The sequence below is a fragment of the Heyndrickxia coagulans 36D1 genome, assembly GCF_000169195.2.
Lineage (GTDB): Bacteria > Bacillota > Bacilli > Bacillales > Bacillaceae_C > Weizmannia > Weizmannia faecalis.
The window spans coordinates 1,198,341-1,212,541 of sequence record NC_016023.1 but is presented as its reverse complement, the minus strand read 5'-3'; the positions used below and the strand labels follow the sequence as shown (position 1 = coordinate 1,212,541).

Genomic DNA, 14,201 nt, shown 5'->3' with positions numbered 1-14,201 from the left:
TCTTCTTTACAAACCATTACACTGAAGATGAACCGAATTTGGAAAGGGTGGCGCCAGTGCAAACATTTGATTTCACAGGAAAAGTTGCAATCGTAACCGGCGGTGGGGGAGGAATCGGCCGCGAAGCATGCTTGAAACTGGCTGCGGGCGGAGCAAATGTCGTGGTCGCTGATTTATCTGATGAATTGGGAGAAGAAACGGCTGGAAAAATCCGTGAAAATGGTGGGGAAGCGATTTTTGTCCGGACCGATGTTTCCAAATCCAAAGATGTCCAACATTACGTCCGAACTGCGCTAGATACTTATGGAAAAATTGATATTCTTTTAAACAATGCTGGTTGGGAAGGAAAGATGAAACCGCTCATAGATTATCCCGAAGAAGTATTTGATAAACTGATGGGCATTAATGTACGCGGCGTCTTTCTTGGTATGAAGTATGTGTTGCCGCATATGATCAGCCAAAAAAGCGGCACCATTGTCAATACGGCTTCTGTTGCCGGCCTCGTCGGCACACCGGAAATGGTGGCATACGGCGCCAGTAAGCATGCGGTGATCGGCATGACGAAAACGGCAGGAATTGAGGCAGCTCCGTCCGGCGTCCGTGTCAATGCGGTATGTCCAGGGGTTGTGGACACAGAAATGATGAGAAAAATTGAAAACGGTTTTGCCGGAGGTGATTCAGCAGCTGCTGAACAAACGAGGCAGCAAATGGCTGCATCCGCCCCGACTGGCCGCTATACACAACCGGAAGAAGTGGCGAATGTTCTGCTCTATCTTGCATCAGACCTGTCTTCCCATATCATTGGGCAAACGGTTGTCATTGATGGCGGGGCAGTCCTTTCCTAAAGTCCGGCTGTAATATCTATTATAAGAAATAACAATTTCGATAAATGGAGGGAAGCTCCCGGGTATACCGTCTGCAGTATAACGCCTGGCTGTACAGCGTAAACAAGTTGATTTGGCTTCCCTCCGTAAAGCTGAAAAAATATATAAAATAAATAAAATCTCTCAGCTCTGTTGCCTGCTGCAAAAAGTATCGTCATGCAAATCGGTGCCCAGGCTTGATGTAAAAACTCAAGTTCATTTTATATAGAATAAAAATATACAAAGGCTGTTGACATCGATTTGCTATCTTGGTATATTAATAAATGTCGCTGCTTCACATGAGGCAGGACAGATAAAAAAGTGTTGACAAAGCACTTTATACTTGATATAATATAAAAGTCGCTGTTATGAATAAACGGCGAAGATTGTTCCTTGAAAACTGGACAAAACGAAACGTCAAATTCTTTTTGAGCTTTTATCAAACATCTTTACTGAGAGTTTGATCCTGGCTCAGGACGAACGCTGGCGGCGTGCCTAATACATGCAAGTCGTGCGGACCTTTTAAAAGCTTGCTTTTAAAAGGTTAGCGGCGGACGGGTGAGTAACACGTGGGCAACCTGCCTGTAAGATCGGGATAACGCCGGGAAACCGGGGCTAATACCGGATAGTTTTTTCCTCCGCATGGAGGAAAAAGGAAAGACGGCTTCGGCTGTCACTTACAGATGGGCCCGCGGCGCATTAGCTAGTTGGTGGGGTAATGGCTCACCAAGGCAACGATGCGTAGCCGACCTGAGAGGGTGATCGGCCACATTGGGACTGAGACACGGCCCAAACTCCTACGGGAGGCAGCAGTAGGGAATCTTCCGCAATGGACGAAAGTCTGACGGAGCAACGCCGCGTGAGTGAAGAAGGCCTTCGGGTCGTAAAACTCTGTTGCCGGGGAAGAACAAGTGCCGTTCGAACAGGGCGGCGCCTTGACGGTACCCGGCCAGAAAGCCACGGCTAACTACGTGCCAGCAGCCGCGGTAATACGTAGGTGGCAAGCGTTGTCCGGAATTATTGGGCGTAAAGCGCGCGCAGGCGGTTTCTTAAGTCTGATGTGAAATCTTGCGGCTCAACCGCAAGCGGTCATTGGAAACTGGGAGGCTTGAGTGCAGAAGAGGAGAGTGGAATTCCACGTGTAGCGGTGAAATGCGTAGAGATGTGGAGGAACACCAGTGGCGAAGGCGGCTCTCTGGTCTGTAACTGACGCTGAGGCGCGAAAGCGTGGGGAGCAAACAGGATTAGATACCCTGGTAGTCCACGCCGTAAACGATGAGTGCTAAGTGTTAGAGGGTTTCCGCCCTTTAGTGCTGCAGCTAACGCATTAAGCACTCCGCCTGGGGAGTACGGCCGCAAGGCTGAAACTCAAAGGAATTGACGGGGGCCCGCACAAGCGGTGGAGCATGTGGTTTAATTCGAAGCAACGCGAAGAACCTTACCAGGTCTTGACATCCTCTGACCTCCCTGGAGACAGGGCCTTCCCCTTCGGGGGACAGAGTGACAGGTGGTGCATGGTTGTCGTCAGCTCGTGTCGTGAGATGTTGGGTTAAGTCCCGCAACGAGCGCAACCCTTGACCTTAGTTGCCAGCATTGAGTTGGGCACTCTAAGGTGACTGCCGGTGACAAACCGGAGGAAGGTGGGGATGACGTCAAATCATCATGCCCCTTATGACCTGGGCTACACACGTGCTACAATGGATGGTACAAAGGGCTGCGAGACCGCGAGGTTAAGCCAATCCCAAAAAACCATTCCCAGTTCGGATTGCAGGCTGCAACCCGCCTGCATGAAGCCGGAATCGCTAGTAATCGCGGATCAGCATGCCGCGGTGAATACGTTCCCGGGCCTTGTACACACCGCCCGTCACACCACGAGAGTTTGTAACACCCGAAGTCGGTGAGGCAACCTTTACGGAGCCAGCCGCCGAAGGTGGGACAGATGATTGGGGTGAAGTCGTAACAAGGTAGCCGTATCGGAAGGTGCGGCTGGATCACCTCCTTTCTAAGGAAATTAAGGAAAACTTCGTTTTCCACAATTAAGTTTGACGTTTCCGTTTTGTTCAGTTTTGAAGGTTCAATCCTTCAGTATGTGTTCTTTGAAAACAGGATAGGAGAAACAAACCAAGTAAACCGAGAATCGCTTATTTTTGGATTTAAATCTTTTTATGGTTAAGTTAGAAAGGGCGCACGGTGAATGCCTTGGCACTAGGAGCCGATGAAGGACGGTACAAACACCGATATGCTCCGGGGAGCTGTACGTAAGCGTTGATCCGGAGATTTCCGAATGGGGAAACCCCCTGTCTTTAATTGGACAGGATTCCTGCCTGAATCCATAGGGCAGGAAGGGCACACCCGGGGAACTGAAACATCTCAGTACCCGGAGGAAGAGAAAGCAATTGCGATTTCCCAAGTAGCGGCGAGCGAACAGGAAACAGCCCAAACCGGAAGGCTTGCCTTCCGGGGTTGTAGGACACTCATATGGGAGTTACAAAAGAACAGGTTAAGTGAAGCGGCCTGGAAAGGCCTGCCGGAGAAGGTAAAAGCCCTGTAACTGACACTTCGTTCTCTCCCGAGTGGATCCTGAGTACGGCGGGACACGAGGAATCCCGCCGGAATCCGGGAGGACCATCTCCCAAGGCTAAATACTCCCTAGTGACCGATAGTGAACCAGTACCGTGAGGGAAAGGTGAAAAGCACCCCGGGAGGGGAGTGAAAGAGATCCTGAAACCGTGTGCCTACAAGTAGTCAGAGCCCGTTAACGGGTGATGGCGTGCCTTTTGTAGAATGAACCGGCGAGTTACGGTCTCATGCAAGGTTAAGCTGAAGAAGCGGAGCCGCAGCGAAAGCGAGTCTGAACAGGGCGAAAGAGTATGAGGCCGCAGACCCGAAACCAGGTGATCTACCCATGTCCAGGGTGAAGGCAAGGTAACACTTGTTGGAGGCCCGAACCCACGCACGTTGAAAAGTGCGGGGATGAGGTGTGGGTAGCGGAGAAATTCCAATCGAACTTGGAGATAGCTGGTTCTCTCCGAAATAGCTTTAGGGCTAGCCTCAAGCGAAGAGTTTTGGAGGTAGAGCACTGTTTGGACGAGGGGCCCTCATCGGGTTACCGAATTCAGACAAACTCCGAATGCCAAAAACTTATGCTTGGGAGTCAGACTGTGAGTGATAAGATCCATGGTCGAAAGGGAAACAGCCCAGACCGCCAGCTAAGGTCCCAAAGTATACGTTAAGTGGAAAAGGATGTGGCGTTGCTTAGACAACCAGGATGTTGGCTTAGAAGCAGCCATCATTTAAAGAGTGCGTAATAGCTCACTGGTCGAGTGACGCTGCGCCGAAAATGTACCGGGGCTAAACGTATCACCGAAGCTGCGGATGGACACCATTTGGCGTCCGTGGTAGGAGAGCGTTCTAAGGGCGTTGAAGCCGGACCGGAAGGACCGGTGGAGCGTTTAGAAGTGAGAATGCCGGTATGAGTAGCGAAAGAAGGGTGAGAATCCCTTCCACCGAATGCCTAAGGTTTCCTGAGGAAGGCTCGTCCGCTCAGGGTTAGTCGGGGCCTAAGCCGAGGCCGAAAGGCGTAGGCGATGGACAACAGGTTGATATTCCTGTACCGCCTCTTCACCGTTTGAACGATGGGGGGACGCAGGAGGATAGGGAAAGCGCGACACTGGTTGATCGCGTCCAAGCAGTTAGGCCGGTGCGGAGGCAAATCCTTCGCGCCAAGGCGGAGCTGTGATGGCGAGGGAAATTTTAGTACCGAAGTTCCTGATTCCACACTGCCAAGAAAAGCCTCTAGTGAGGTGAAAGGCGCCCGTACCGCAAACCGACACAGGTAGGCGAGGAGAGAATCCTAAGGTGAGCGAGAGAACTCTCGTTAAGGAACTCGGCAAAATGACCCCGTAACTTCGGGAGAAGGGGTGCTTTTTGGGGTGTATGCCCCGGGAAGCCGCAGTGAATAGGCCCAGGCGACTGTTTAGCAAAAACACAGGTCTCTGCGAAGCCGCAAGGCGAAGTATAGGGGCTGACACCTGCCCGGTGCTGGAAGGTTAAGGAGAGGGGTTAGCCGTAAGGCGAAGCTCTGAACTGAAGCCCCAGTAAACGGCGGCCGTAACTATAACGGTCCTAAGGTAGCGAAATTCCTTGTCAGGTAAGTTCTGACCCGCACGAAAGGTGTAACGATCTGGGCACTGTCTCAACGAGAGACTCGGTGAAATTATAGTACCTGTGAAGATGCAGGTTACCCGCGACAGGACGGAAAGACCCCATGGAGCTTTACTGCAGCCTGATATTGAATTTTGGTACAGCTTGTACAGGATAGGTAGGAGCCTTGGAAACCGGAGCGCCAGCTTCGGTGGAGGCATCGGTGGGATACTACCCTGGCTGTATGGAAATTCTAACCCGCACCCCTTACCGGGGTGGGAGACAGTGTCAGGCAGGCAGTTTGACTGGGGCGGTCGCCTCCTAAAAGGTAACGGAGGCGCCCAAAGGTTCCCTCAGAATGGTTGGAAATCATTCGCAGAGTGTAAAGGCATAAGGGAGCTTGACTGCGAGACTTACAAGTCGAGCAGGGACGAAAGTCGGGCTTAGTGATCCGGTGGTTCCGCATGGAAGGGCCATCGCTCAACGGATAAAAGCTACCCTGGGGATAACAGGCTGATCTCCCCCAAGAGTCCACATCGACGGGGAGGTTTGGCACCTCGATGTCGGCTCATCGCATCCTGGGGCTGTAGTCGGTCCCAAGGGTTGGGCTGTTCGCCCATTAAAGCGGTACGCGAGCTGGGTTCAGAACGTCGTGAGACAGTTCGGTCCCTATCCGTCGCGGGCGCAGGAAATTTGAGAGGAGCTGTCCTTAGTACGAGAGGACCGGGATGGACGCACCGCTGGTGTACCAGTTGTCTTGCCAAAGGCATCGCTGGGTAGCTATGTGCGGAAGGGATAAGTGCTGAAAGCATCTAAGCATGAAGCCCCCCTCAAGATGAGATTTCCCACAGTTTGTACTGGTAAGATCCCTGAAAGATGATCAGGTTGATAGGTCCGGGGTGGAAGCGCGGCGACGCGTGGAGCTGACGAATACTAATCGATCGAGGACTTAACCAAATAGAAAAGCGGAGGTGCCTTGTTTAGCCCCGACAAGCGAATGTTCTGACCGGCATGGAGCCGTCTTTTGGCTCCGTGACGGGCAGGTTATTCGACCTCGAGGGGCTAGGCACCGGAGCTGGACAATAGAAAAGCGGAAGCGCCTCGCTCATCGGCGTACGGATTTCGGAGCTTTCGACTGAGATAAAGGAAATACGGCGAGCCCCTAAAGGCGAGCCGATGTTGACTTATCGTAGGGAGAAAGCGTAGAAATACGCTAGCCGATAGGCGCTGGAGCTAGACAATTCTCAAAGTTAGAAACGCATTCTCCGTTTACAGTTTTTTCTCCCATCCGGTTTTCAGGGAATCACATAATTCCTGTTGATAAGCAATGGAAACTTTGCTATAATGATTTTTGTCATTGAGGTCCGGTGGCGATGGCGGAAAGGTCACACCCGTTCCCATCCCGAACACGGAAGTTAAGCTTTCCAGCGCCGATGGTAGTTGGGGATCTCCCCCTGCGAGAGTAGGACGCTGCCGGGCCTGATATTCCGCAGTAGCTCAGTGGTAGAGCAATCGGCTGTTAACCGATCGGTCGTAGGTTCGAATCCTACCTGCGGAGTCATATGCTTCCATAGCTCAGCAGGTAGAGCACTTCCATGGTAAGGAAGAGGTCATCGGTTCGAGCCCGATTGGAAGCTTATAGTTTTTTGGCCCGTTGGTCAAGCGGTTAAGACACCGCCCTTTCACGGCGGTAACACGGGTTCGAATCCCGTACGGGTCACCATTTACATATTTGGAGGATTAGCTCAGCTGGGAGAGCGTCTGCCTTACAAGCAGAGGGTCGGCGGTTCGAGCCCGTCATCCTCCATTTTTATGCCGGTCTAGCTCAATTGGTAGAGCAACTGACTTGTAATCAGTAGGTTGGGGGTTCAAGTCCTCTGGCCGGCACCATTTACGGAGGGGTAGCGAAGTGGCTAAACGCGGCGGACTGTAAATCCGCTCCCTCAGGGTTCGGCGGTTCGAATCCGTCCCCCTCCACCATCCTTTTTTTTGGACATGCACTTTGGTGCATTTTTTTGGTGAGAGGGTTCATACTATAGATAATTGGGCCATAGCCAAGCGGTAAGGCAACGGACTTTGACTCCGTCATGCGTTGGTTCGAATCCAGCTGGCCCAGCCTTTTGCTATTGAATTGGCGTAGCCATTTGATATATAGATTTTTACGAGCCATTAGCTCAGTTGGTAGAGCATCTGACTTTTAATCAGAGGGTCGCAGGTTCGAATCCTGCATGGCTCACTCTTTTCTTTTTTTAAAGTGTGTGGTATTCTATAAATATGCGGAAGTAGTTTAGTGGTAGAACAACACCTTCCCAAGGTGTGGGTCGCGGGTTCGAGTCCCGTCTTCCGCTTCAAAGAGAAACGCTCAAAACCCTTTTTTATAAGAGGATTTTGAGCGTTTTTTATTTATCTGTAAATTGTTTTAACATCATGTACACTTCATTGTCTGTTAATGGGTGGTTGATGTTTAATCTAGTGGTGCAATTACCTTAGAAGCCCCCACCTGCAAAGCTAAAAAATCAGTGAACAAGAATGTTTGACTGCCGTCTGAAGGAGGATATTTTAGCTAATTCCCATTTCTTCTGTATAATTATACAGAATTTTGTACAGTTGAGCCAATTGGAAAACAATTTTACAATGATATATAGAGAGAAGGGAAGGGGGCAGTCTGATGGAGAAACATATTACAATAATGGGTGTTCCAATGGATCTTGGGCAGCGATATAAAGGGGTGGATCTGGGCCCGCAGGCGATCCGGTATGCAGGTGTGAAAGAAGGGCTAGAGAAACTCGGCTGCGCGGTTACCGATTTGGGCAATATTGAAATTGGCAGGGCGGAGCAGCTCCCTGATGATGAAGCCAATGCGAGAAATTTGAAATCGATTTCAAAAGCAAGCCAGTCCATTGCAGAGCATACAGATGAAATTGTAAAAAGCAACCGGTTTCCGCTTATTTTTGGTGGCGACCACAGTATTGCCATTGGCACAATTGCCGGCATCAGCAAGCATTACAGAAATCTCGGCGTCATTTGGTTTGACGCGCATGCGGATATGAACATTCCTGAGACAAGCCCTTCCGGAAATGTCCACGGCATGCCGCTTGCCGCCAGCCTCGGGCACGGGCATGCTTCTTTAACGGGCGTTTACGGCTATATTCCAAAACTGAAAGCGGAGCATGTTGTCCTGATCGGGCAGCGGGATTTGGACGAAGGGGAAAAGGATTTCATCCGTAATCTGGGCATAAAAATCTACACGATGGCTGAAATTGACCGGTTCGGGATGGAGAGTGTCATGACAGAAAGTATTAACTATTTAAAAGAAAGAACGGATGGCATTCATTTGTCGTTCGATTTAGATGCGCTCGATCCGCAAGAAGCCCCGGGTGTGGGAACGCCTGTATACGGCGGGATTCATTTCCGCGAAAGCAGGCTCGCCATGGAGATGCTGCACGATGCAGATGCCGTTGTTTCAGCCGAGGTTGTTGAAGTAAACCCGATCCTTGACAGCCGCAATCAAACGGCAGAAAAAGCTGTCCGCCTGATTGAAACATTGTTTGGAAAAAAACTTCTTTAAAAATAGCCCCTGCCGGCCGGTATCCGGCACTGCAAATAAAAAAACGGCAAATGATGTTTTGCCGTTTTTTTATTTAAATCTATTCCATGGGTGTTCTGTTCACTTATCCCTGAAGTTTACTGCTTTTCAATTTGTTAAATTGATTGATGAGCTGGTCCAGATGCCTGCTTGCCTGTAAGACCTGGTCATCCCAGTATGCAGTGGTCGAAGCGAGCTGAATCATTTCACGTCTTTTTTCCTCAATTTCCAACATTAAGGCTCGGCTTTTCTGGTTCATCCCTGACTCCCCGTTCATATTCAAATTTGTAATATTTTATATCCATTTTACTAAAGATTTAAACATTTTTTCCATAACTTTGCTACAATAGACTTGAACATTTTTTTACTTTTTTTTGAAACCTTTTCAGGAGAAAACCGTAAAAATAACGTACCGCACAGGGCGGAGGGGGAAAATGGAAGCAACTGTAAACCGAAAAATTAAGCAGGTCATGAAGGGTGACCAAAATGCTTTTAATGATATCGTTGAATTATATAAAGATAAAGTATTCCAAATCTGTTTCCGCATGATCGGGAGCCGCACCGAAGCGGAGGATCTGGCGCAGGAAACATTTATCCGCGCCTATATCCATATTAAAAGTTTTAAGCAGGAACGGAAATTTTCATCGTGGTTGTACCGGATTGCTACTAATTTGTGTATTGACCGGATCCGCAAGAAGAAACCTGATTTTTATCTGGATGCGGAAATTTCCGGGACGGAAGGGCTGACCCTTTATTCAACCGTACCGGCGGAGGAAAAGCTGCCGGATATGCAGGTGGAGACACTTGAGATGCAGGAAATGATCCAGCGAGAAATTTTAAAATTGCCGGAAAAATACCGAATTATTATCGTTTTAAAGTATATTGAAGAATTATCTTTAAATGAAATCAGCGAAATGCTGGACATTCCGCTGGGAACGGTAAAAACAAGAATCCACCGCGGGCGTGAAGCGCTGCGAAAGCAATTGGGCAGGCTGTGAGGAGGGAAAAATATGGAGGCATGTTCTGAGAGAATTGTACTGTATATGCATGAATACTTAGATGAAGACATTCCGGAAGACCATAAAAAAATGCTCGAGTACCATTTGGAAACATGCCGCGCGTGCCGACAGCATTTTTATGAGCTGCAAAAAAGCATCTTTTACGTGCAAAGCCTTCCGAATGTCCAGGCGCCTCCCGGTTTTACAGGCCGCGTTATGAAAAATCTTCCAAGGGAGAAAAAGCGGGTCGGGGCGGGCCGCTGGTTGAAAATGCATCCGTTTCTCGCCTCCGCCGGCTTGTTCTTCATTTTAATGGCAGGCGCGATGTTTTCCGAGTGGCATAACCCGGACGAGTTTTCCGTAACGAAAAACAAAGACATCATTGTCCAGGGGCATACCGCAATTGTGCCGAAGGGAAAAGTGATTAAAGAGGACATTACGGTAACAAACGGCGATCTCCGGATTGAAGGGAAAGTGGAAGGGAATGTGACGGTGGTCCGGGGAAATGAATATATGGCCTCCGCGGGGGACGTTACCGGAAATGTGGAAGAAATTAATGAAGTTTTTGAATGGATTTGGTATAAAATAAAAGATACAGGACAGGATGCATGGAAGCATTTGAAATGAATATAAATATATTGGAGCGGGGCCGGATCCGGTTCCCGTTTCTTTTTCCAGATATACAAAAGCTGCTATTTCGCCGTGGGAAATGATATAATAGAACAGTTGAAGACAGAGGATATGAAGATTGATGAATTAATGGAGGCAGGGTCATGCATATTGCTGATTTCCCCATCTGGAGCTATCTCTCCAAAATTGTGGATATATTGGTCGTCTGGTATGTCATCTATAAATTATTAATGGTGATCCGCGGAACAAAAGCGGTCCAGCTTTTGAAAGGCATTTTTGTGATCATCATCGTCAGGAGTCTCAGCAGCTTGCTCGGGTTGCAGGCGCTGGCATGGATGATGGATCAGGCACTTACATACGGATTTCTGGTCGTGATTATTATCTTCCAGCCGGAGTTGCGGCGGGCCCTTGAGCAACTCGGCAGGGGAAAATTCTTTTCAAGAACGAACGGCCAGGAAGAAGATGAGCAGGCCCACCTCGTTGAAGCGATCGTCAAGGCGACCAGCTATATGGCGAAACGCAGAATCGGCGCCCTGATCTCGATTGAGCGCGGAACAGGATTAGGCGATTATATCGAAACCGGTATTCCGCTTGATTCTGTTGTGTCGGCTGAACTTTTGATTAATATCTTTATTCCGAACACCCCGCTTCATGATGGCGCCGTGATTATCCAGAAGCGGAAAGTGGCGGCAGCAGCCTGCTATTTGCCACTTTCCGAGAGCCCGTTTATTTCGAAGGAACTGGGGACAAGGCACAGGGCCGCGGTCGGGATCAGTGAGGTAACAGACTGTTTGACGGTGGTTGTATCCGAAGAGACGGGCGGGATAACGGTCACGAAGAATGGCGAGCTTCACAGGGATTTAAGCCTGGAGCAATTGCAGGAAATGCTGGAAGCCGAACTGAACTATACCCAGAAAACAAAGGAGCCTTCCTTGTCGAAATGGAACTGGAGGGTGAGAAAACATGGATAAACTGATGGACAATCGTTGGTTTATGAGGGTGCTGGCGCTTGTTTTAGCCATCCTGCTTTATATTTCAGTTGCGGTGGAAAACGGCGAAGGCAATAAAATTATCGGTTCCGCCACAAAAAACAGCAGTGGCGTAATTGAAAATATGCCGGTCCAGCTGATTTATGATAATAAAAACCTTGTTGTATCAGGCGCACCGAAAACGGTGGACGTGACTGTAACCGGCCCGAAAGTCATCGTCCAGCAGGTGAAAGCCGCTAGGGATTTCACCGTTTACATGGATTTAAGCAATGCACAAATCGGCAAGCAAAAAGCCAAATTGAAAGTAAAAGATCTTTCCGATAAACTGAAATACAAACTCAACCGTACGTATGCTACCGTATCGGTACAAGAAAAAGTATCCAAAATTTTCAACGTTGAGGCAGAATACGACAAAGATATGCTGGCAACCGGGTATGAAGCATCTGTGCCTGCTGTGGAGCCGGGTACTGTGAAAATTACCGGGGCGAAAAACGTCATTGACAGGATCAGTTATGTAAAAGCGACAGTGGAAATCAGCAAACCGATTACGGAAAGTTTTACGAGGGCCGCGACAGTGAATGTCCTCGACCGGAATTTAAATAAACTGGATGTCTCGGTCAACCCGGATAAAGTGAATGTCTCGGTGAATGTGACCAATCCGAGCAAAACCGTCCCGATTTCCATTAACCCGGTTGGCAGTAACCGCGACAATTTGACAATAACAAGTATCACGACAAATCCGAAGAAGGTGACCATCTACGGCACCAGTGCCCGCCTTGCCGGGATTGAGACGCTGCCGGTTAACATCGACATCAGCAAAATTACGAAAGATACGACCATTGATGTTCCAATTACTCTTCCGGACGGTATCAATAAGGTGGATCCGGAAATGGTCACAGCGACCATCAAAGTGGAAGAAAAAAAGAATGAGGATGAGAAAACGCTGAGCAATATTCCGATTAAGGAAAAAGGACTGGCTGCCGGCTATCAAATGGATTTCCTTTCTCCAAAGAGCGGAACGATTGATATTATTGCAGACGGGAAAAAGAGCGATTTGGACAAGATTTCCGCCTCTGATTTTAACGTTTCGATCAATCTGTCTGGTCTGAAGGAGGGGGACCATGACGTTAGCTATATTGTATCGGGCCCGAAAAATGTAACGTGGAGGCTTTCCGGTGAAAAGGCGAAAATACGCATAAGTGACGCAGCACAAAAGACAGAATAACAGAACTGATATGCGGAAAAGAAGGAGCGAAACCTGATGACGAAATTTTTTGGTACAGACGGAGTAAGAGGCATAGCAAATTCTGAACTCACACCTGAACTTGCTTTTAAACTGGGACGTTTCGGCGGATATGTTTTGACCAAGCATGCGAATGAGCGGCCGAAAGTTCTGATTGGCCGCGATACGCGCATTTCCGGGCAGATGCTTGAGGGGGCGCTTGTTGCCGGGCTTCTGTCTATCGGGGCGGAAGCAATGCGGCTTGGCGTGATTACCACGCCGGGTGTTGCTTATTTGACAAAAGCATTGGGGGCGCAGGCCGGCGTCATGATTTCGGCATCGCATAACCCGGTGGAAGATAACGGCATTAAGTTTTTCGGCCCCGATGGTTTTAAACTGTCGGATGATGAGGAAGCGGAAATCGAAGAACTGCTCAATCAAGACACGGATGACCTGCCGCGGCCGGTCGGGAAAGATCTCGGTATTGTCAGCGACTACTTTGAAGGCAGCCAAAAATACCTGCAGTTCTTAAAACAGACAGTGGATGAAGAATTTACCGGTATTCATGTGGCGCTTGACTGTGCCAACGGTTCGACTTCTTCGCTGGCGACATATCTTTATGCTGATCTTGATGCAGATGTCTCGACAATGGGAGCATCCCCGAACGGTCTGAACATTAATGACGGGGTCGGGTCCACGCATCCGGAAGCGCTTGCTGCTTTCGTCCAGGAAAAAGGCGCGAATGTCGGGCTTGCATTTGACGGCGACGGCGACCGGTTGATCGCTGTTGATGAAAAAGGCCAGATCATAGACGGGGACCAGATTATGTATATTTGTGCCAAATACTTAAAACAAGAAGGGCTTTTAAAGAAAAATACCGTCGTTTCTACTGTAATGAGCAATCTCGGCTTCCATAAGGGCCTTGAAGCGCTCGGCATTAACAGTGTTCAAACGGCTGTCGGTGACCGGTACGTTGTCGAAGAAATGAAAGCAAACGGCTTTAATTTGGGCGGTGAGCAGTCGGGCCATATTATTTTCCTTGACCATAACACGACCGGGGACGGCCTTTTAACCGGACTGCAGCTGATCAACATTATGAAAATCGCGAACAAGCCGCTTTCCGAACTGGCTGCGGAAATGAAAAAGTACCCGCAGAAACTCGTGAATGTAAAGGTAACCGATAAATACCATGTTTTAGAAAACGAAAAAATAAAATCGGTGATTGATGAGGTGGAAAGGGAAATGGCCGGAAACGGGCGTGTTCTTGTCCGCCCTTCCGGAACAGAGCCGCTTGTGCGTGTCATGGTGGAAGCACAGACGGCGGAAGACTGCAGCCGGTTTGTTTCCCGGATTGCCGGGGCAGTGGAAGCGGAAATGGGTTTAAGAGAATAATTTTAAAAAATCCATCCCGGCTTTTCAATTGGTGCTGAAAAGAATTATTTTTTCCTGTGCATAAGGGGGCACGCAACAACCCTCTTATGCATATTTTATGTTGAGAATGGTAAAATATGTTGACGAAGTATCACGCATACGCTATGATAATGATGTTGTTTTCTCTTCACTTTACAGAAAAGGAGGATCGTTTGCGATTTTTTAAAAGCGCCAGAACTGGGCCTGGGACGGATAGGTCCAGTTGACGAGGAGGAGGAGTATCGAGCTTTCGGCGGATGCCTCCCGGCTGCCACACACAGCCGTATGTTTTTCCACAAATCGGCGGGGCGACCCGGCGGACAAAGGGAAAAGCATGTGGGAAGAGAAAACGGATCAGAA

The 14,201-nt window shown here is 49.1% G+C and carries 8 protein-coding genes, 9 tRNA genes and 3 rRNA genes; 19 read left to right on the top strand and 1 reads right to left on the bottom strand.

The window, feature by feature from the left end; translation table 11 throughout:
* Window positions 1–56 precede the first annotated feature (56 nt).
* The 14 genes from BCOA_RS22825 (at window position 57) to rocF (ending at window position 8,574) form a co-directional block, all read left to right on the top strand.
* Window positions 57–845, top strand: coding sequence for an SDR family NAD(P)-dependent oxidoreductase (locus tag BCOA_RS22825; RefSeq protein WP_014096461.1), 789 nt, complete (start codon window positions 57–59; stop codon window positions 843–845).
* Between the two features lie 466 nt (window positions 846–1,311).
* Window positions 1,312–2,865, top strand: a 16S ribosomal RNA gene (locus BCOA_RS22820).
* A gap of 165 nt (window positions 2,866–3,030) precedes the next feature.
* Window positions 3,031–5,963 (top strand): 23S ribosomal RNA (locus tag BCOA_RS22815).
* A 406-nt stretch (window positions 5,964–6,369) separates the two neighbouring features.
* Window positions 6,370–6,485, top strand: a 5S ribosomal RNA gene (rrf, locus tag BCOA_RS22810).
* Together the 16S, 23S and 5S rRNA genes with 9 tRNA genes alongside form the textbook arrangement of a ribosomal RNA operon.
* 7 nt (window positions 6,486–6,492) lie before the next feature.
* Window positions 6,493–6,564, top strand: a tRNA-Asn gene (locus BCOA_RS22805).
* A 6-nt stretch (window positions 6,565–6,570) separates the two neighbouring features.
* A tRNA-Thr gene (locus BCOA_RS22800) sits at window positions 6,571–6,643 on the top strand.
* An 11-nt stretch (window positions 6,644–6,654) separates the two neighbouring features.
* Window positions 6,655–6,729 (top strand) — tRNA-Glu (locus tag BCOA_RS22795).
* 11 nt (window positions 6,730–6,740) lie between these two features.
* Window positions 6,741–6,813 (top strand) — tRNA-Val (locus BCOA_RS22790).
* Between the two features lie 7 nt (window positions 6,814–6,820).
* Window positions 6,821–6,896: transfer RNA gene (locus tag BCOA_RS22785), tRNA-Thr, on the top strand.
* A gap of 5 nt (window positions 6,897–6,901) precedes the next feature.
* Window positions 6,902–6,986, top strand: a tRNA-Tyr gene (locus BCOA_RS22780).
* Window positions 6,987–7,050: 64 nt separating this feature from the next.
* Window positions 7,051–7,122: transfer RNA gene (locus BCOA_RS22775), tRNA-Gln, on the top strand.
* Window positions 7,123–7,169: 47 nt separating this feature from the next.
* Window positions 7,170–7,242 (top strand) — tRNA-Lys (locus BCOA_RS22770).
* 40 nt (window positions 7,243–7,282) lie between these two features.
* Window positions 7,283–7,354 (top strand) — tRNA-Gly (locus BCOA_RS22765).
* 320 nt (window positions 7,355–7,674) lie between these two features.
* Window positions 7,675–8,574: an arginase gene (rocF, locus tag BCOA_RS22760; RefSeq protein ID WP_014096460.1), complete on the top strand. Its 900-nt coding sequence runs from the start codon at window positions 7,675–7,677 to the stop codon at window positions 8,572–8,574.
* 103 nt (window positions 8,575–8,677) lie between these two features.
* Here rocF and BCOA_RS22755 read toward each other — a convergent pair whose 3' ends face one another.
* Window positions 8,678–8,851, bottom strand: coding sequence for an aspartyl-phosphate phosphatase Spo0E family protein (locus tag BCOA_RS22755; protein ID WP_014096459.1), 174 nt, complete (start codon window positions 8,849–8,851; stop codon window positions 8,678–8,680).
* Window positions 8,852–9,026: 175 nt separating this feature from the next.
* Here BCOA_RS22755 and sigW point away from each other — a divergent pair, with 175 nt between their 5' ends.
* From sigW to glmM, 5 genes are all read left to right on the top strand, one after another.
* Entirely contained in the window at window positions 9,027–9,590 is a 564-nt protein-coding gene (sigW, locus tag BCOA_RS22750; protein WP_014096458.1) for an RNA polymerase sigma factor SigW, read from the top strand.
* A 12-nt stretch (window positions 9,591–9,602) separates the two neighbouring features.
* Entirely contained in the window at window positions 9,603–10,217 is a 615-nt protein-coding gene (locus tag BCOA_RS22745; RefSeq protein WP_014096457.1) for an anti-sigma factor family protein, read from the top strand.
* 146 nt (window positions 10,218–10,363) lie between these two features.
* On the top strand, window positions 10,364–11,191 hold the full coding sequence (gene cdaA / locus BCOA_RS22740) for a diadenylate cyclase CdaA (RefSeq protein WP_014096456.1): 828 nt from the start codon (window positions 10,364–10,366) through the stop codon (window positions 11,189–11,191).
* Window positions 11,184–12,434 carry a CdaR family protein gene (locus BCOA_RS22735; RefSeq protein ID WP_014096455.1) on the top strand — a complete coding sequence of 417 codons (1,251 nt, stop codon included), beginning with the start codon at window positions 11,184–11,186 and terminating at the stop codon, window positions 12,432–12,434. Before cdaA ends, BCOA_RS22735 begins: the two co-directional genes overlap by 8 nt.
* A 36-nt stretch (window positions 12,435–12,470) precedes the next feature.
* A complete protein-coding gene (gene glmM / locus BCOA_RS22730; RefSeq protein ID WP_014096454.1) occupies window positions 12,471–13,823 on the top strand; it encodes a phosphoglucosamine mutase in 1,353 nt (450 codons plus the stop codon).
* The last annotated feature ends 378 nt before the right edge of the window (window positions 13,824–14,201 follow it).

What these genes read in the sequence shown, in the direction of transcription:
- rocF (WP_014096460.1), top strand. Translation starts at nt 7,675, where the DNA reads ATGGAGAAACATATTACAATAATGGGTGTTCCAATGGATCTTGGGCAG.
- BCOA_RS22755 (WP_014096459.1), bottom strand. Translation starts at nt 8,851, where the DNA reads ATGAACCAGAAAAGCCGAGCCTTAATGTTGGAAATTGAGGAAAAAAGA.
- sigW (WP_014096458.1), top strand. Translation starts at nt 9,027, where the DNA reads ATGGAAGCAACTGTAAACCGAAAAATTAAGCAGGTCATGAAGGGTGAC.
- BCOA_RS22745 (WP_014096457.1), top strand. Translation starts at nt 9,603, where the DNA reads ATGGAGGCATGTTCTGAGAGAATTGTACTGTATATGCATGAATACTTA.
- cdaA (WP_014096456.1), top strand. Translation starts at nt 10,364, where the DNA reads ATGCATATTGCTGATTTCCCCATCTGGAGCTATCTCTCCAAAATTGTG.
- BCOA_RS22735 (WP_014096455.1), top strand. Translation starts at nt 11,184, where the DNA reads ATGGATAAACTGATGGACAATCGTTGGTTTATGAGGGTGCTGGCGCTT.
- glmM (WP_014096454.1), top strand. Translation starts at nt 12,471, where the DNA reads ATGACGAAATTTTTTGGTACAGACGGAGTAAGAGGCATAGCAAATTCT.